Source organism: Pseudomonas sp. SJZ079 (assembly GCF_007993865.1).
GTDB lineage: Bacteria > Pseudomonadota > Gammaproteobacteria > Pseudomonadales > Pseudomonadaceae > Aquipseudomonas.
In genome coordinates this window covers 135,256-152,275 of sequence record NZ_VIUH01000001.1, presented here as the reverse complement: position 1 = coordinate 152,275, position 17,020 = coordinate 135,256, and the positions used below count along the sequence as shown (strand labels likewise).

20 protein-coding genes and 1 tRNA gene are annotated in these 17,020 nt (G+C 62.0%); 13 read left to right on the top strand and 8 right to left on the bottom strand.

The genetic code is table 11. The features are described from left to right. Positions 1-119: 119 nt before the first annotated feature. Entirely contained in the window at positions 120-566 is a 447-nt protein-coding gene (locus FBY03_RS00615; protein ID WP_147170267.1) for a rhodanese-like domain-containing protein, read from the top strand. On the opposite strand, the gene FBY03_RS00610 is transcribed toward FBY03_RS00615, so the two are convergent. Both FBY03_RS00610 and FBY03_RS00605 read right to left on the bottom strand, forming a co-directional pair. Then, positions 547-876: an EscU/YscU/HrcU family type III secretion system export apparatus switch protein gene (locus FBY03_RS00610; RefSeq protein WP_147170266.1), complete on the bottom strand. Its 330-nt coding sequence runs from the start codon at positions 874-876 to the stop codon at positions 547-549. The genes FBY03_RS00615 and FBY03_RS00610 overlap by 20 nt on opposite strands. Continuing rightward, a complete protein-coding gene (locus FBY03_RS00605; protein WP_147170265.1) occupies positions 873-2,417 on the bottom strand; it encodes a flagellar hook-length control protein FliK in 1,545 nt (514 codons plus the stop codon). Before FBY03_RS00605 ends, FBY03_RS00610 begins: the two co-directional genes overlap by 4 nt. Positions 2,418-2,559: 142 nt before the next feature. On the opposite strand from FBY03_RS00605, the gene ccmA reads away from it, so the two are divergent. The 10 genes from ccmA to FBY03_RS00555 all read left to right on the top strand — a co-directional run bounded on the left by ccmA (position 2,560) and on the right by FBY03_RS00555 (position 9,873). Continuing rightward, positions 2,560-3,204 (top strand): cytochrome c biogenesis heme-transporting ATPase CcmA, encoded by a 645-nt coding sequence (gene ccmA / locus FBY03_RS00600; RefSeq protein WP_178090516.1) that lies wholly within the window; start codon positions 2,560-2,562, stop codon positions 3,202-3,204. Then, entirely contained in the window at positions 3,201-3,872 is a 672-nt protein-coding gene (gene ccmB / locus FBY03_RS00595) for a heme exporter protein CcmB (RefSeq protein WP_147170263.1), read from the top strand. Before ccmA ends, ccmB begins: the two co-directional genes overlap by 4 nt. A gap of 77 nt (positions 3,873-3,949) precedes the next feature. Further along, the gene (locus FBY03_RS00590) at positions 3,950-4,711 is read left to right on the top strand and encodes a heme ABC transporter permease (RefSeq protein ID WP_147170562.1); all 762 of its coding nucleotides are present in this window, start codon (positions 3,950-3,952) and stop codon (positions 4,709-4,711) included. After that, positions 4,711-4,887 (top strand): heme exporter protein CcmD, encoded by a 177-nt coding sequence (gene ccmD / locus FBY03_RS00585; RefSeq protein WP_147170262.1) that lies wholly within the window; start codon positions 4,711-4,713, stop codon positions 4,885-4,887. Before FBY03_RS00590 ends, ccmD begins: the two co-directional genes overlap by 1 nt. Beyond that, positions 4,884-5,351, top strand: coding sequence for a cytochrome c maturation protein CcmE (gene ccmE, locus FBY03_RS00580; RefSeq protein ID WP_147170261.1), 468 nt, complete (start codon positions 4,884-4,886; stop codon positions 5,349-5,351). The genes ccmD and ccmE overlap by 4 nt, the downstream gene beginning before the upstream one ends. Then, positions 5,348-7,321, top strand: a complete 1,974-nt coding sequence (locus FBY03_RS00575; RefSeq protein WP_147170260.1) for a heme lyase CcmF/NrfE family subunit — start codon at positions 5,348-5,350, stop codon at positions 7,319-7,321. The genes ccmE and FBY03_RS00575 overlap by 4 nt, the downstream gene beginning before the upstream one ends. After that, positions 7,318-7,854, top strand: a complete 537-nt coding sequence (locus FBY03_RS00570) for a DsbE family thiol:disulfide interchange protein (protein WP_147170259.1) — start codon at positions 7,318-7,320, stop codon at positions 7,852-7,854. The genes FBY03_RS00575 and FBY03_RS00570 overlap by 4 nt, the downstream gene beginning before the upstream one ends. After that, positions 7,851-8,336, top strand: coding sequence for a cytochrome c-type biogenesis protein (locus FBY03_RS00565; protein WP_147170258.1), 486 nt, complete (start codon positions 7,851-7,853; stop codon positions 8,334-8,336). Before FBY03_RS00570 ends, FBY03_RS00565 begins: the two co-directional genes overlap by 4 nt. Continuing rightward, complete coding sequence (ccmI, locus tag FBY03_RS00560; RefSeq protein ID WP_147170257.1) at positions 8,333-9,547, top strand: c-type cytochrome biogenesis protein CcmI; 1,215 nt, start codon at positions 8,333-8,335, stop codon at positions 9,545-9,547. The genes FBY03_RS00565 and ccmI overlap by 4 nt, the downstream gene beginning before the upstream one ends. Then, positions 9,544-9,873, top strand: coding sequence for a hypothetical protein (locus FBY03_RS00555; protein ID WP_147170256.1), 330 nt, complete (start codon positions 9,544-9,546; stop codon positions 9,871-9,873). Before ccmI ends, FBY03_RS00555 begins: the two co-directional genes overlap by 4 nt. A gap of 208 nt (positions 9,874-10,081) precedes the next feature. Here FBY03_RS00555 and FBY03_RS00550 read toward each other — a convergent pair whose 3' ends face one another. The 3 genes from FBY03_RS00550 to FBY03_RS00540 form a co-directional block, all read right to left on the bottom strand. After that, complete coding sequence (locus FBY03_RS00550) at positions 10,082-10,807, bottom strand: VacJ family lipoprotein (protein WP_147170561.1); 726 nt, start codon at positions 10,805-10,807, stop codon at positions 10,082-10,084. 46 nt (positions 10,808-10,853) lie between these two features. After that, positions 10,854-12,152: a serine/threonine protein kinase gene (locus FBY03_RS00545; protein WP_147170255.1), complete on the bottom strand. Its 1,299-nt coding sequence runs from the start codon at positions 12,150-12,152 to the stop codon at positions 10,854-10,856. Between the two features lie 74 nt (positions 12,153-12,226). Further along, entirely contained in the window at positions 12,227-12,715 is a 489-nt protein-coding gene (locus FBY03_RS00540) for a GNAT family N-acetyltransferase (RefSeq protein ID WP_147170254.1), read from the bottom strand. Between the two features lie 132 nt (positions 12,716-12,847). On the opposite strand from FBY03_RS00540, the gene FBY03_RS00535 reads away from it, so the two are divergent. Further along, the gene (locus tag FBY03_RS00535) at positions 12,848-13,228 is read left to right on the top strand and encodes a hypothetical protein (RefSeq protein ID WP_147170253.1); all 381 of its coding nucleotides are present in this window, start codon (positions 12,848-12,850) and stop codon (positions 13,226-13,228) included. Here FBY03_RS00535 and FBY03_RS00530 read toward each other — a convergent pair. After that, positions 13,149-14,798 (bottom strand): beta (1-6) glucans synthase, encoded by a 1,650-nt coding sequence (locus FBY03_RS00530; RefSeq protein ID WP_256677812.1) that lies wholly within the window; start codon positions 14,796-14,798, stop codon positions 13,149-13,151. The two genes, FBY03_RS00535 and FBY03_RS00530, sit on opposite strands and share 80 nt — an antisense overlap. Before the next feature lie 247 nt (positions 14,799-15,045). Between FBY03_RS00530 and FBY03_RS00525 the strand changes: the two genes are divergently transcribed. Next, a complete protein-coding gene (locus FBY03_RS00525; protein WP_147170252.1) occupies positions 15,046-15,369 on the top strand; it encodes a helix-hairpin-helix domain-containing protein in 324 nt (107 codons plus the stop codon). A 290-nt stretch (positions 15,370-15,659) separates the two neighbouring features. Here the strand turns inward: FBY03_RS00525 and FBY03_RS00520 are convergent. Both FBY03_RS00520 and FBY03_RS00515 read right to left on the bottom strand, forming a co-directional pair. Further along, positions 15,660-15,735 (bottom strand) — tRNA-Asn (locus FBY03_RS00520). Positions 15,736-15,801: 66 nt separating this feature from the next. Further along, complete coding sequence (locus FBY03_RS00515) at positions 15,802-16,998, bottom strand: amino acid aminotransferase (RefSeq protein WP_147170560.1); 1,197 nt, start codon at positions 16,996-16,998, stop codon at positions 15,802-15,804. Positions 16,999-17,020: the final 22 nt, after the last annotated feature.

Genomic DNA, 17,020 nt, shown 5'->3' with positions numbered 1-17,020 from the left:
GTCGAGCTTTAGTGCCGACGGTTCTTAATCTGCACCCATCTTTGGCAATTCGTTCCTAGTCAGCAGTCGAGCGCTACCTAAGCTAAATGCTAGAGGGTGTCTGGCCGAGGGCATTTGGCATGCGTGGTTTGATCGTTCTGCTGCTGTGCGGGGTTGTCTGGCTACCATTGACGCACGCCCAAGAGGCGCCGTTGCGCGTCGACGGCGCGATCACTATCAACGCCTGGCAGGCCAAGCGTCTGTATGACTATGGGGTGCTGTTCATCGATGTACGGCCCTTGCGAGAGTGGGGCTGGGGGCATGTGCGCGGTGCCGTGCACTTGGATCTGGCCGACCGTTTTGGCGCGTTAGCCATGCCGCACTGGCCGCGGCAAATACCTCTGGTGATTTATTGCGAAAGTGAGGTCTGTCTGCGCAGTGCTTTGGCTGCGCATCTGGCCGTGAGCTGGGGTTATCGGCAGGTATTTTATTTCCGCAGTGGTTATTTCGCCTGGCAACTGCTCGATTATCCTTTGGCTAAGGGGGTGGAAACTGACGTCGCGGCCCTTAGTGCCGAGGACCCTTGAGTCGAGGTAACGGCGGAGTGATGTCGCTCTCTGGCTCGAAGCCAGGGGGGCTCTTGCCCTGCAAATACCAGGCGAAGGCGATGATCTCGGCGATGCACCGATACAGCTGTTCGGGTATCGCCTCGCCCAGCTCCAGTCGCGCCAGCAGGCGCACCAGTTCGGCGTTTTCATAAATCGGCACTTCGTATTCGCGGGCGATCGCCAGAATGGCTTCTGCCAATTCATCGTCGCCCTTGGCGCTGAGGGTCGGTGCGCTCTGTCCGTCATAGGTCAGGGCGATGGCTTGGCGCGGTGCTTGGTGTTTCTTCATGCGGTTTCGTCAACCCACCGCTGTTCCAGGGTGGTGCGCGGCCCTTGTGGTGGCGTGCCTTGGTTGCAGGCCAGTTCGCCGACGTGCAGGCCGGCAGCCGTTAGGCGCTCACGCAAATTGCCCAGCTCGGCGTCGATCAGGCTCGCGGTCTGGCTGCGCTCGGCCCATAGCTGGCTGGACAGACTGCCGCGGAGCAGTTGCGCCTGGATGTGCAGTGGCCCCAGCGGTTCCAGTTCGAAGGCCAACTCTACCCGCCAGAGCATGTCTTTTTGCTCTTGCTTGGCGTTCTTTTGCGATTCTTCGCGCTGGATTTTCAGTTGCAACGGCACCAGTTCCTGTTGCTGGCGCATCGGCAGTTCCAGTTGCCAGGTGGTGAGCAGGTTGCCGTCCGGGCCAACCTGGCTCTGGCTGAGGCTGGACAATTGATGGGTCTGCAGGCGCGAAACGGCAGCGGCTGCCAGTTTCAGCAGGACTTCCAGGTCCGCTTCGCCTTCCATTCCCTTGAGCAAGCGCGCCGGTAGAGGAAAGGTCAATGCCTGTTGCCGCGCGCCAGTCTGGCCAAGGCTGCCCAGCACGTTGCGGGCGAACGCCGGCAGTGCTTGGGCCATTATCGCGCCGACATTGGCCGCGGCCAGCGGCGCACTCGTCGGCAGGTTGGGCAGCAGTTGGGTCACCAAACGCAGCAGGTTGGCTTTCAGGTCTGCAGGCAAGGCGCTTGCCTGACCGCTGAGCAGCTTGCTTTCGAGGAACAGTCCGCTGTTTTCCAAGGCCTGGCCCAAGCCCTTGGCGCTGCTCAGTTGCGTGGCGTCGGGCAGGCCTGCTAGCAGTTTGTCGATGCTGCCGCGCAGGCTTTGCGGGAGCGCTTCCTGGCCGCGCAGGCCTTGCAAGGCGCTGAACAGACCACCCAGTGAACCTTGGCGACTCTGCTGGGTCGTCAGGTGCTGAGTCAATGCCAGCTGATCCAGGCGGCCACTGAGCGGCAGGAAACTCAGCGCCTGGCTGCCTTGTACCTGGGCACTGAGCAAGCTGCCCAGGGGCAGCGGCAGCGGAGTCTCCACGGCCAGCTTGCTACCGGCGAGCGGAGTGTTCAGCAGGCTCACCAGCACCTTGTAGATGATCTGCTGCGATTTCGCCTGCACCAGCTGTTCGCGGGCCACGACTTTACCTTGCAGCAGCGTTCCTATGGGTAGCTGCTCAAGATCCAGGCTGCTCAGGGCTTTTTCGCCGCCGGTCAGCAGGGAAACGGCCAGGCGGGTTTCCGAGAGTGCCGTGACGGCCACTGCCATGCCCTGGCTCAGCGGGCGCGGACTGCTGGCTTGTAGCGTGGCCTGGCGACCATTTTCCAGGGTCAGCCTGAGCATGACCTGGAAGCTGTTTGCCACCTCTTTCAGGGCAACAACTTCGGCTTTTGCCGTCTCGCCGCTGCTCAGCAGGCCCTGCAGTGGCTGCAGCAGCTTCAGCGCCAGGTCATTGCTCAATGCAGGGGGGCGACCACTGGGAGGCGTCGGTGGGACTGGGCGGGAGCTGCTGATTTCGCTCATGGGTGGGTTACAACCTGTCGAAAATGCTCACTGCGGGGGGCAGGGTAGGGCATGTATAATGCCGCCCCGTCCGGGTCGGCTGCGCATTCAACTTGCGTCATTATAGCGGCCAGGGCACTGCCGACTTGAACCGCTTTTAGGTATGCATGCCGTGACCAGTCCCCTTCTCGAAGCCATAGCGCTCGCTTGTGAGCGAGATTGGCGCATGCTCTTCGAGCAACTGCAGCTGCGCCTGACTGCGGGCGAAATGTTGCAGGTCTCAGGCCCTAATGGCAGCGGCAAAACCAGTCTACTACGCTTGCTCGCCGGGTTGATGCAGCCCACTGCCGGTGAGATTCGCTTGAATGGACAGCCCTTGAACGGACAGCGTGCCGAACTGGCCCGCAACCTGCTGTGGATCGGCCATGCGGCGGGCATCAAGGGCTTGCTCAGTGCCGAAGAAAACCTCGCCTGGCTCTGCGCCTTGCATCGCCCAGCCGCGCGCACGGCTATTTGGCAGGCGCTGGAGGCGGTTGGCCTGCGCGGCTTCGAGGATGTGCCGTGCCATACCCTGTCCGCCGGCCAGCAGCGCCGTGTCGCGTTGGCCCGTTTGTACCTGGAAGGGCCGTCGTTGTGGATTCTCGATGAGCCGTTCACCGCGCTCGACAAACAGGCCGTGGCCCAGTTGGAAGCGCATCTGGCGCGGCATTGCCAGCAGGGTGGTTTGGTGGTGTTGACCACCCACCACACGCTGTCGGTCAAACCCGCCGGGTACCGTGAGCTCGATTTGGGGCTGCGCGTCGCATGAGTAGTGTCTTTAGCCTGTTGCTGGTCCGCGAGGCGCGCCTGTTGTTCCGCCGTCCGGCCGAGCTGGCCAACCCGCTGGTGTTTTTCGCCATCGTGATTGCCTTGTTCCCGTTGGCGGTGGGTCCGCAGACGCAGTTGTTACAAACCCTGTCACCCGGTTTGATATGGGTCGCGGCGCTGTTGGCCGTACTGCTCTCGCTGGACGGCTTGTTTCGCAGCGATTTCGAGGACGGCTCGCTGGAGCAGTGGGTCCTTTCGCCGCACCCCCTGCCTCTTCTGGTATTGGCCAAGGTGCTGGCACACTGGCTGTTTTCCGGGTTGGCCTTGGTCCTGCTGGCACCGTTGCTGGCCTTGATGCTCGGGCTGCCGGGGCGCTGCCTGCCGGTGCTGTTGCTCTCGCTGTTGCTGGGCACGCCGGTGTTGAGCCTGCTCGGTGCGGTGGGGGCGGCCTTGACCGTCGGCCTCAAGCGCGGCGGCCTGTTGCTCGCCTTGTTGATTTTGCCGCTGTACATCCCGGTGCTGATTCTCGGCAGCGGCGCATTACAAGCCTCTCTGCAAGGATTGCCGGCGCTTGGCCACCTGTTGTGGCTGGCCAGTCTCGCCGCGTTGGCGGTGACCTTGACACCTTTTGCCATCGCCGCGGGTCTTACGATAAGCGTGGCTGAGTAGATAATAAGCCTGATGAGCAGGTGACCCTGAGCGCGGTGCCAAGCGTGCGGTGGTTAGCTGAATAACTGATGAGTGACCTGATGAACTGGACGTGGTTTCACAAGCTGGGCTCGCCCAAGTGGTTTTACCAGATCAGCGGCCGTTGGTTGCCTTGGTTGGCCATCGCCGCCGGGCTGTTGTTGACCGTGGGTCTGGTCTGGGGCCTGGCCTTCGCGCCTGCCGATTACCAGCAGGGCAATAGTTTCCGGATCATCTATATCCATGTGCCGGCGGCCTTTCTGGCCCAATCGATCTACGTCATGCTGGCCGTGGCCGGGGTGGTGGGCATGGTGTGGAAGATGAAAATTGCCGATGTCGCCGTGCAGCAGGCTGCACCGATTGGCGCCTGGATGACGGTGATCGCCCTGGTCACCGGGGCCATCTGGGGTAAGCCGACCTGGGGCACCTACTGGGTCTGGGATGCGCGCCTGACGTCGATGCTGATTCTGCTGTTCCTGTATTTCGGCGTGATTGCCCTGGCGCAGGCCATCAGCAACCGCGACAGCGCAGCCAAGGCCTGTGCGGTGCTGGCCATAGTCGGGGTGATCAATATTCCGATCATCAAGTACTCGGTGGAGTGGTGGAACACCCTGCACCAACCGGCGACCTTCAGTGTGATCGAGAAGCCGGCAATGCCGGTGGACATGTGGCTGCCGCTGCTGATCATGGTGTTGGGTTTCTACTGTTTCTTCGGTGCTGTATTGCTGCTGCGCATGCGTCTCGAAGTGCTCAAGCGCGAGGCGCGCAGTAGCTGGGTCAGAGACGAAGTGACGAAAACGCTGAACCTGGAGGTGGTGTGATGAGCTTTGCCTCCTTCGGCGAGTTTCTCGCCATGGGTAACCATGGCGCCTATGTCTGGTCTGCCTACGCCATCAGTTTGGCGGTGCTGGCCATCAACGTTGCGCTGCCGCTGATGGCGCGGCGACGTTATTTGCAAGAAGAGGCGCGCCGTTTGCGCCGGGAGGCTCAGCAGTGAATCCGGTGCGCAAAAAGCGTTTATTCATCGTCCTGGCGGTTCTCGCCGGTTTCGGTATCGCCGTGGCCCTGGCGCTCAGCGCCTTGCAACAGAACATCAACCTGTTCTACTCGCCGACTCAGATCGCCAATGGCGAGGCGCCACAAGGTACGCGGATTCGCGCCGGCGGCATGGTGGAAATGGGCTCGGTGAAGCGTTCCGGCGACTCGCTGGAAACCGATTTCGTGGTCACCGACGGCGTGAAGAGCGTGACTATCCGCTACAGCGGCATCCTCCCGGATCTGTTTCGCGAAGGGCAGGGCATAGTCGCCATGGGCAAGTTGGATGCGCAGGGGTTGCTGGTCGCCGATGAAGTGCTGGCCAAGCACGACGAAAATTACATGCCGCCGGAGGTCATGCAGGCCCTGGAGCAGAGCGGCATGAAAGCGCAGTACCAGAACGGCAAGCAGGGGGGCGCGCAATGATCCCCGAACTCGGCCATCTGGCGATGATCCTGGCCCTGTGTCTGACCCTGGTCCAGGCCACCCTGCCATTGATCGGTGCCTGGCGCGGCGACCGGCAGTGGATGAGCCTGGCGCAACCGGCGGCGTGGGGGCAGTTCGCTTTTCTGCTGTTTGCCTTTCTCTGTCTGACTTATTCATTTCTGGTCGACGACTTTTCCGTCGCTTACGTTGCCAGCAACTCCAACAGCGCCTTGCCCTGGTTCTACAAGTTCAGCGCGGTGTGGGGCGCCCATGAAGGCTCGCTGCTGCTCTGGGCGTTGATCCTGGCCGGTTGGACCTTTGCCGTCTCGATCTTTTCGCGGCAGTTGCCGGAAGAGATGTTGGCCCGGGTGCTGGGTGTAATGGGCATGATCAGCGTCGGCTTCCTGCTGTTCCTGATCGTCACCTCTAACCCCTTCGCGCGCCTGTTGCCGAATACCCCGCTGGATGGTCGCGACCTCAACCCGCTGCTGCAGGACTTCGGCCTGATCATCCATCCGCCGATGCTCTACATGGGCTACGTCGGCTTCTCCGTGGCCTTCTCGTTCGCCATCGCCGCGTTGCTCGGTGGCAAGCTGGATGCCGCTTGGGCACGCTGGTCGCGGCCCTGGACCATAGTCGCCTGGGCCTTTCTCGGCATCGGTATCGCCTTGGGTTCCTGGTGGGCCTATTACGAGCTGGGCTGGGGTGGCTGGTGGTTCTGGGACCCGGTGGAGAACGCCTCGTTCATGCCCTGGTTGGTCGGCACCGCGTTGATCCACTCGCTGGCCGTCACCGAGAAGCGCGGGGTGTTCAAGAGCTGGACCGTGCTGCTGGCCATCGCCGCATTCTCCCTGAGTCTACTCGGCACCTTCCTCGTGCGTTCCGGGGTATTGACCTCGGTGCATGCCTTCGCCACCGATCCGGCACGCGGCGTGTTCGTCCTGGCATTCCTGCTGATCGTGGTGGGCGGCTCACTGACCCTGTTCGCCATTCGCGCGCCGGTGGTCAAGAGCCAGGTTGGCTTCGCCCTGAAGTCGCGGGAAACCCTGTTGTTGGTGAACAACCTGATTCTGATAGTCGCGGCGGCGATGATTCTGCTCGGCACCCTCTACCCCTTGGTGTTGGATGCGCTGACCGGCGCCAAACTGTCGGTCGGCCCGCCGTACTTCAATGCGCTGTTCGTGCCGCTGATGGGGCTGCTGATGGCGATGATCGCGGTTGGCGTCATCGTGCGCTGGAAAGATACCCCGCTGCAGTGGCTGCTGGGCATGTTGACCCCGGTGCTGCTGGGTAGCGTGGCCTTGGCTGTGGTGGCGACCCTGCTGGTCGGTGATTTCAACTGGGCGGTGCTCGGTGTGTGCCTGTTGGCCGCCTGGGTGGTGTTGGCTGGCGTTCGTGACATCATCGACAAGACCCGTCACAAGGGGCTGCTCAGAGGTCTGCCGGGGCTGGGGCGCAGCTACTGGGCCATGCAGCTGGCGCACTTCGGCATGGCGTTTTGCGCGCTCGGGGTGATCCTCACCAGTATGGGCAGCTTCGAGCGCGACATGCGCATGGCGCCCGGCGATTCGGTGGAGATGGGCGGTTACCAGTTCATCTTCGAGGGCGCCAAGCACCGCGAGGGGCCCAACTTCACTGCGGACCGGGGTTCGGTGCGCGTGCTGGAAAACGGCCAGCAGATAGCCCTGCTGCACCCGGAAAAACGTATGTACACCGTGCAGCAGTCGGTAATGACCGAGGCGGCCATCGACGCTGGATTCACCCGTGATTTGTTCGTCGCCTTGGGTGAACCCTTGGATAACGGTGCCTGGGCCGTGCGCGTGCACATCAAACCCTTCGTCCGCTGGATCTGGCTGGGCGCCCTGCTGATGGGGCTAGGGGGCTTTCTGGCGGCCAGCGACAAGCGTTATCGCTTGAAAGTGAAGACCCGGGTGCGCGACGCGCTGGGCATGGCCGGAGCACAGGCATGAAACGACTGATAATGCTGTTGCCGCTGTTGATCTTCCTGGCTGTTGCGTTGTTTCTCTACCGCGGGTTGTTCCTCGATCCTTCGGAACTGCCTTCGGCCTTGATCGATAAGCCGGTTCCGGCATTCTCCCTGCCGGCGGTGCTGGGTGGCGAAGTGATTACTCAGGAAGACCTGAAAGGCAAGCCGGCGCTGGTCAACGTCTGGGCCACCTGGTGTGTGTCTTGCCGGGTCGAACACCCGGTACTGAATAAGTTGGCGCAGCGCGGCGTTGTCATCCATGGCGTCAATTACAAGGACGACAATGCCGACGCACAGAAATGGCTGCAGGAGTTCCACAACCCCTACCAGCTGAACATCAACGACGAACGGGGCAGCCTGGGTCTGAACCTGGGCGTGTATGGCGCGCCGGAGACCTTTCTTATCGATAAGGACGGGATCATTCGCCATAAGTTCGTCGGGGTGATCGACGAGCGTGTCTGGCGCGAGCAGCTGGCGCCGCTGTATCAAGGCCTGGTCGACGAGGCGGGGCAATGAGGCGCTGGTTGGCGGCCGCCATACTCGGCCTGAGCCTGATCGGCGTGGCGCAGGCGGCCATCGATACCTATGAGTTCGCCGATGAAGCCGAGCGCGCGCGCTTTCGTCAATTGACCCAGGAGTTGCGCTGCCCCAAGTGCCAGAATCAGGACATCGCCGACTCCAACGCGCCCATTGCCACCGACCTGCGCCGGGAAATCTTCCGCATGCTCGGCGAAGGCCAGAGCAACGAACAGATAGTCGAGTTCATGGTCGATCGCTACGGCGAGTTCGTGCGCTACAAACCGGCGCTGAATGCCCGCACCTTGCTGCTCTGGTACGGCCCAGCCGGTCTGCTGGTATGCGGTTTCGTGCTGCTCGGGGTGATAGTGCTACGCCACCGTGGCAGGAAGACTGCGGCGGGCAGCGGTCTCTCGGCAGATGAGCAGCAGCGCCTCGATGCCCTGTTAAAACAAGCGCCTTTGGATAAGAAAGAGCAATGATCGAATTCTGGCTGTCCGCCGGCCTGCTGTTGCTGGCTGCCCTGAGTTTTCTGCTGATTCCGCTGCTGCGAGGGCGCAAGGCCCAGGCCGAGGAAGACCGCACGGCGCTCAACGTCACGCTGTATCAGGAACGGGTACAGGAGTTGGAGGGCGAGCACCAGGCTGGCATCCTCAGCGCCGCGCAACTGCAAGCCGGCCGCGATGATGCGGCGCGCGAGTTGTTGACCGACACCGCAGGCGCCGAGGTCGGCGGCAAGGTCGGCGTATTGGGTCGTAAGGTGCCGCTGGCGGCGGCCTTACTGATGCCGTTGCTGGGTTACGGGCTGTATATGCATTGGGGGGCTATCGACGATGTCGAGCGTGCGCGCACCTTCGCCGCACAGCCGCAAAGCATCGAGGCGATGACCGCACGCCTGGAAGCCAAGGTACAAGACAATCCCCAGTCCGCCGAGGGTTGGTACTTCCTCGGCCGTACCTACATGGCCCAGGAGCGTGCTGGTGAGGCGGCCAAGGCCTTCGAGCGCGCGGTGGGCATTGCCGGGCGTGAGCCGGCGCTGCTCGGCCAGTGGGCGCAGGCGCTGTATTTCGCTGGCAACAAACAGTGGACGGCGCAACTGCAGGCGCTCACCGATGAGGCGCTGAAGGCCGATCCGGCGGAAGCCACCAGCCTCGGTCTGCTCGGTATTGCCGCCTATGAAAGCGCACGTTTCGCCGAGGCCATTGGCTTCTGGGAGCGCTTGGTCGCCGTGCTGCCGGAGCAGGACCCCTCGCGTCAGGCGATTCAGGGCGGCATCGCGCGGGCGCGCCAACAGCTCGATCCGCAGGCGGCGGCCGCACCAACGGCGCCAGCTGCGACAAGCGCGCGTGGCCTGACCGTCCAGGTCGACTTGGCCGCGGCGCTGCAAGACAAGGTGCAACCGAGCGACAGCGTGTTCATCTTCGCTCGCGCCACGTCGGGGCCGCCGATGCCCTTGGCGGTCAAACGCCTGACCGTGGCCGATCTGCCGGCCGAGGTCAGCTTGTCGGATAGCGACGCGATGATGCCGCAATTGAAGCTCTCGGGTTTTGCCCAGGTACAACTGGTCGCGCGTATTTCCCGGAGCGGCAACGCCACTGCCGGCGAATGGGTTGGTCGCAGCCAGCCGCTGGCCAGCAGCGTCACCGAACCCCAACAACTGACCATCGACACGGCGGACGGGCCTGCGCAATGAATGCACTGAACAAGTTGCTGCCAATAGCCGCGGCCATCGCCTTACTCGGCCTCGCGGGGTGCGCGGTGCAGAGCACGGCGCCGATCAGTCAACCATCGGTGAGCAAGTCCCACCCGCGCTATGCGCCGCCACCCGGCGCGCAAAGCCACTGGGACGGCAGCCTGGGGGTGTATGTGGTGGAAGGCCCGCGTGACCTGTATTACCGCGAGCGTACCTACTATCGCTGGAGCAACGGCTGGAGCTGGGCGACCAGTCCGCAAGGGCCTTGGCAGTCGACCGACAGCCGCGGTGTACCGCCGGGCCTGTATCGCCGTTACGCGCAGTAAGTGCAGGGTCCCAGGACCGGCTAATACCGGCGAAGGCCATACAGCGAGTCGTCCGGATGCAGTCCGCGATGGCTTGATTGGTTTAGCGGTGCGCCGCGGATTTCATCCGGGCTACGGTCTGTTGGCCCCTGTGCATGGGCCTGCGCCTGGAAGGCAGGAGCTGCAACCAGTTAAAACCTAGAGGCAGTCCTTTGTTCGGCAAACTGGCCTATTCGGCAATCTGCAGTTTGCGGGCTTCGCTATAGAAGTAGCGCAGCTTCTCGTACTCGAAGGGCGAGTTGAGCTGGCCGTAGCGGAAGTTGACGGTGGAGCGTTGATCGACCACTTCCAGCAGGATGATTTCCGGGTGATGGGTGCTGACTTCGGCGACATTGAGGAAGTTGACCTGATTCTTGGCTGTGAAATCCACCACCAGTCCGCCGGTGTCACGCAGGTTGGAGGGACCGAGCACTGGCAGCATCAGGTAAGGGCCGGCCGGTAAGCCGTAGAAACCCAGAGTCTGGCCAAAGTCTTCCTTTTGTTTAGGCAGGCCCATCTTGCTCGCCGGGTCCCACAGCCCGGCTATGCCAATTGTGGTGTTGAGCAGCAGGCGGGCGCTGGTGTTCATCGAGCGCTTGCCCTTGAACTGCAGCAGGCTATTGAGCAGGCTCGGAACATCGCCCAGGTTGCTGAAGAAGTTAGTCACGCCGCGTTGCACCAGCGTCGGGGTGACGTAGCGGTAGCCGTCCACTATCGGCAGGAATACCCACTCGTCGAAGCGGTAGTTGAAGTGGTAAACGCGGCGGTTCCACGATTCCAATGGGTCATAGACGTTCAGTGCGGTCAGCGTTGCGCGCTCGAACTCCTCCTGATCCAGTCCTGGATTGAACTGCAAGTGCTTCATCGGTTGTTTGAAGCCGTCTTCATCCACCTGATCATGTTGCGCCTGGGCCATGCCGCTGGTGAGCAGAAGGGCCAGCAAGAGGGCTTTCTTGGACGGCTTAACCACGGAAGAACTCCAGCATGGCGTCGCTGTTGACGCGATAGTTGAGGTTGCCGCAGTGTCCGCCCAGCGGGTAAACAGTCAGGCGATCACCCAGGGTGCGACGCAGGAAACCAAGGTCGCCGGCCCCTAAGATGATGTCGTCGGCGTTGTGCATCACCGCGATCTTGTCGCTGCTTTTCAGGTAGTCCTCCAGGGCATACAGACTGACCTGGTTAATCAGTTGGTTCAGGCTGGTGCCGTCATAGCGCGCACGCCACATCGGGATCAGCTGCTCGGTGATGTAACAATCGAAGTCGCACTGCAGGGCGCGCTTGAAAAAAGGCGTGAGATTGGTGCCTTCCTTGATCGGGTAGCCCACTGGGGTAATCAAGCCGCGACGGTTGATCAGATCGGAGGTGAAGGCGATGTCGGCGGAGGAGAAGCGAAATATCGCACCGATCAGCATGGCCATCTGCTCGTCAGTCAGATGTTCCCGCGATTGCTGAAAGTCGGCGAGGAAGGCGTCGTTAACGTCGATGTAGCCCTTCTTCTGGAAGTAGCGAGTGAGCTTGGCCAGCATCAACTCGTAGAACGTCGTGCTGTTGTTGACGCCCTCGACCTGGGTTTGTACCAGTTTGTTGAGGTTGCTGATCGAGGTGTAGAGGTTCACCGGCGGATTGAGCAACAGCACACGCTTGAAGTTGAAGCTGCGCCGAGTTTCGTCGAGCTTGCTGACGAAGGCTGCCTGCAGTGCGCCAAGGCTGTAGCCAGTCAAGTGGTACTCGCTGATTGCCAAGCGCGGGTGTTGCGCACGCACGGCTTGCATGACGCGGTACAGATCATCGGCGTCGTCGGGTGAAAACCCCGGCGTAGCGAAACGCGAGGCGGAGGTCATGAAGTCGTAACTGGTGGGCGAGGACAGCTGCACCACGTGATAACCGGCGCCGTAGAACAGCTTCTTCAAGTACTCCGGCGTGCTGCTGGCGTAATGCGCACCTGTGCCGGCGATGATGAAGATCAGCGGTGCTTCGCCTTTCTGCTGGGCCAGGCGGTAACGCAGCTTGGTTACCGACCAGAAATTTTCCGGTACTTCGAACTCGCGCTCGGGGCGCAGTCTGACCTGGTAATCGTCCTGGTCGATATCCGCATCGGCTGGCAGGGTAGGGCGCAATTCCGCGGGCGTGGTGGCGATGGTCGCCTCGAACGGATTGCTCAAGGGGTAGCCATAGCTCTGCGCATCGATGTCGGCCGCCCACAGCGGCGCAGCAAGGGCTAGACCGCTAAGCAGGGCGGCGAGACGGCGATAAAACGGCATGGCTAAGTCCCGTAGTATGAGGGCGTACAGGTGGATATCCGGGTTATGACAACGGCGAACCAAACGAGTGCCGATCAACTCGACTGGGCCGCGAGGTCCTCCAGCGCCGAGCCCGTCAGACGATACACCGTCCAGCCATCCTTTGGTTGTGCGTTTAGGCCCTTATAGAAGCCGATCGCCGGCTCGTTCCAGTCCAGCACCCCCCACTCCAGACGGCCGCAGCCGCGTTCCACCGCCAGACTCGCCAAGCGGCCGAGCAAGGCCTTGCCCAGCCCCGTGCCGCGCGAGTCGGGGCGCACATACAGGTCTTCCAGATAAATGCCGGGTTTGCTCAGCCAGGTCGAATAGTTGTGGAAGAACAGGGCAAAGCCGGCGGGTTGGTCATTCACCTCGCCAATCAGCACCTCGGCGTAAGGTCGCTCGCCGAACAAGTGCGCAGTCAGTTGCTCAGGCGTGGCCACCACCTGATCGCTGAGCTTCTCATATTCGGCCAGCTCGCCGATCAAGGCCAGGATCAGTGCAACATCATCGCGTCGCGCTGGGCGGATATGTAGTCGGGACATGCTCGTTCCTTGAGAGGCTGAAGAGGGCGATCATGCCGGGTTGCAGTGCCGTTCGGCAATGCTTATGGGCATGGTTTTCTGCCCGTGGGGGCAGGATAATCCCAGGCGCTGTTCCTTTCTTCGGAGTCACCTATGTCCCGTCGCTTATCCGTGATCATGCTGCTGATCGCTGCCTCACTCTGTGTGGCTGGCAGTTATGGGCTGCGGTTTACCTTGATCGAGAACGACCACTGGCTGGCTGCGTGTGTCCAGACGCCGCAGCGTTGGGCGTGTGAGTTGCGGGTCGGACTGGGCTGGCTGATTCATGTCCGGTTGTTGGCCTGGTCGGCATTGCTGGCTGCGCTATTGGCGCAGGTTTTCCCTGGGCGTTGGGGCTGGCGGCTGGCGGCGCTGGGCTTGCTGCTGGGCTTGTCGGCGTTGGTGCTGTACAGCGCTAGCCTGGCGGTGTTTGCAGTGGTGCTGGGGTTGTTGCGTCTGGTGCGTCGGCCTCGGCCAGTGGCCGAGGTTGTCTGACGACTCGCTGCCTCGCTGGGCAGTGCTGAGTTCGCCAGCTGCGCCACAGCGCAGCGGCCAGCAGGCTACTGACCAGCGCCCAGCCGAGTGCTTGCGGATTGCCCAGGGTCTCCTGATACAACTGCGGCACGATGCCGGCGCCGATCAATAGACCAAGCACGGCCATTTCACTGCGCGGGCCGCGGGTTGGCCGACACAAGTACACCACTGCGGGCAGCAGGAGCGCCACGCTGGGGAAGCTGCGGTAGCGCGCGTCCACCACCAAGGCCAACATCATCACCGCCCCGGAAAATCCGGCGGCGAGCAGCCACCAGCCGCCACGCTGGTCAAGCCAGACGAACAGCCGGGCGCGCCAGCCAAGTTTGCCGGCCAGAGCCAGGATGACGTGGCTCAGTACCAGCAGGTTCAAGCCCAGCAGGGTGGCGGCCCACAACCATTCGCCGGCGAAGCGGCTGGTGACCCAGGCCTGTTCGCTCCATAGACCCATACAGGCGGCGCCGATGGCGGCTAGCAGTGGTTGTAGCAGTGCCGCGCGGCTGGACACTGGCCGGCCGGCAAGTAACAAGCTGGCGAAGAAGATCCCGCCGCTGATGGCCAGCCAGAGTGGCCAGTGCGGCAGGTTGGAGACCGGTCCGGCGAGGATGGATTTATCGCCTCGGTCTGCGTCGAACAAGCCCCAATAGCCGCCGACGGCACCTTCGCTGATGCGTTTCCAGGGTTGGTCGAAGGCCTCGATCAGGTTGTAGCGCCAGCCGTACTGTTCGGCCATCGCGACGAAACCACGGATGTATTTCGCCTGATTGACGCGACTCGGTAGCGCCGTCTCGCGTTGCCTGCCTTCGCTGGGCCAGCCGGTTTCACCGATGAGAATCTCTTTAGGGGCGAAGCGTTTGGCGAACAGTTGGTGAATCTGGGCAACCTGAGTCAAGGCGGCATCGATGCCCGCAGGCTCATCTTCCCAATAAGGCAGCAGGTGAATGGTTAGAAAGTCCACGGCTGGCGCGACTTGCGGGTGTTTCAGCCAGAACTCCCATACATCGGCATAGGTCACCGGTTGCTCGATCCGGCTTTTGACCTGCTCGATCAGCGCGACTAGCTGGGATGGAGTGACTTCCTTGCGTAACAGGGCTTCGTTGCCCACGATCACCGCCTCGACAACATCCGGGTAAGCGTTGGCGGTCTTGATCAGGCTGTCGATTTCAATCGCGGTAGCCTGTGGGTCACGGCTGACCCAGGCCCCGATGAGCAGCTTGAGGCCATGCTTGCGGGCCAGCTCAGGCAGCGCTTCCAGGCCGGTCACGGAGTAGGTGCGCAGGCACTCGAAGCGCTCGGCAAGCAGCGCCAGGTCGGCATCCATGCGCTCCGGGCGCAATGCCAGAGGCTGCTCGAAAGGCGATTGATGCTTGTCGAATGGGGTGTACGAGGCGCATTGCAGCTTGTGCGCAGGCGTGGCGCTGTCCGCGAGGTGTACCGGCTGACCCAGGCCGTACCACAGCCCGGCAAGTGCCAGCAGGCCCAGGCAGCAGGAAAAAAGATAGGCAACGACGGTAAGGCGAGCGGTGGAAAACATGGTCAGCTGCACGTGATGGCAAGGCCTCGCATATTAGCCGATTGGCTGAGCTTGGATCTCTCTGTAGTTTGTTCATTCGGGCGGAGAATTGGAGGCGCGAGCGCAGCCGGCTGTACGGGACTCCAGCCTGAAAAACGGTGGGTGAATTTGACAGGGCGATGCTGGCGGCTAAGGTGAAACTCGCGGAGCAGGGAAGTGCCGTGCCGGTCACATGGTGACTCGAGCTCACTTACATGGAGTGTTTACGATGCGTAAAAGCTATATCTCTTCTGTGCTTTTTGGTGTTCTGGCGGCTGCATCCCTGGCGGTATCTGCCGCTGACACTGCAAAGGTGACAGCGGAAAAGCCTGTAGCTATACAGGTCGCTGAGGCCGCTAAGGTCAATCTCAATAATGCCGATGCGCCGACTCTGCAACGCGAGTTGAGTGGTATTGGCGAGACGAAGGCCAAGGCGATCGTGGCGTATCGCGACGCCAATGGTGCCTTTGCCACGGTCGACGAACTGCTGGAGGTCAAGGGCATTGGCGTAGCCATTCTGGAGAAGAATCGCGATAAGTTAAGCGTCAATTAGCCCGCACTGTGAATGAGAAAGGCCGGTCAGTGACCGGCCTTTTTTTCAGGCTCAGGAGTAGCGAATAACCCGGGACGCAGTCTCAGCTGAGAGTCCGGCACAAACAAAAAAGCCCCGGGGTTGACCGAGGCTCTCGAATTTGGCTCCGCGACCAGGACTCGACAGAGCAGCTGAACGCGCTTCAGCGCGGCCCCGAAGGGGTGAGCCTTGGCGAATAACCTGGGACGCAGTCCTAGGTGAGAGTCCGGCAGAAACAAAAAAGCGCGGGGATTAACCGAGGCTTTTGAATTTGGCTCCGCGACCAGGACTCGAACCTGGGACCCAATGATTAACAGTCATTTGCTCTACCGACTGAGCTATCGCGGAATAACGACGCGTATCCTACTGATTAAAAAGGGGAAGTCAAGTATCCGCAGACTTCCCCTGAAACCCTCAGAGAACCTGGGCGATGGCCTGGGTCACGGCCGGCAGGTTGCGCTGGTTGAGCGCCGCGACGCAGATGCGTCCGGTGCCGACGGCGTAGATGGCGAATTCGTTTTTCAGGCGCTCGACCTGCTCGGTGGTCAGGCCCGAGTAGGAGAACATGCCGCGTTGCTGGGCGACGAAGGCGAAGTCGCGCTTGGCGTCCAGGGCAGCCAGTTGCTCGACCATGGCCAGGCGCATACCGCGAATGCGCTCGCGCATTTCACCCAGTTCGGCTTCCCACATGGCGCGCAGTTCCGGGCTGTTGAGCACCGCGGCGACGACGCTGGCGCCGTGGGTCGGCGGGTTGGAGTAGTTGGTGCGGATGACGCGCTTGAGCTGCGACAGCACGCGGGAAGTTTCGTCTTGCGAGCCGGTGACGATGGACAGTGCGCCGACGCGTTCGCCGTAGAGCGAGAACGACTTGGAGAAGGAACTGGAGACGAAGAAGGTCAGGTCGGACTGGGCGAACAGGCGCACGGCTGCGGCGTCCTCCTCGATGCCGTCGCCGAAGCCCTGGTAGGCGATGTCGAGGAAGGGTACATGCTCACGCTCGCGGAGGATCTCGAGGATGGCTTGCCAGTCGTCCATGTTCAGGTCGACGCCGGTCGGGTTGTGGCAGCAGGCGTGCAGTACTACGATCGAACGGGCTGGCAGGTTCTTCAGGTCTTCGAGCAGGCCGCCACGGTTCACGCCGTTGCTGAAGGCGTCGTAATAGCGATAGTTGCGCACCGGAAAGCCGGCAGACTCGAACAGGGCGCGGTGGTTTTCCCAGCTGGGATCGCTGATGGCCACCGTAGCGTCCGGCAGCAGGCGCTTGAGGAAGTCCGCCCCGACCTTCAGGGCGCCGGTGCCACCCAATGCCTGAGCGGTGATCACCCGGCCTTCGCGAATCAGGCTCGAGTCGGCGCCGAACAGCAGGGTTTGCACGGCCTGGTCGTAGGCGGCGATGCCCTCGATCGGTAGGTAGCCGCGCGGCGCGTGTTTTGCCGTGAGCGCATTTTCTGCTTCAGCCACCGCACGCAACAGTGGAATTCGGCCCTCTTCGTTGGTGTACACGCCAACACCGAGGTTGACCTTGGAGGGGCGGGTATCGGCGTTGAATGCTTCGTTGAGGCCCAGGATGGGGTCACGCGGAGCCATTTCGACGGCAGAGAACAGACTCATGGTTGCGGCGGTCTCGAAGGAA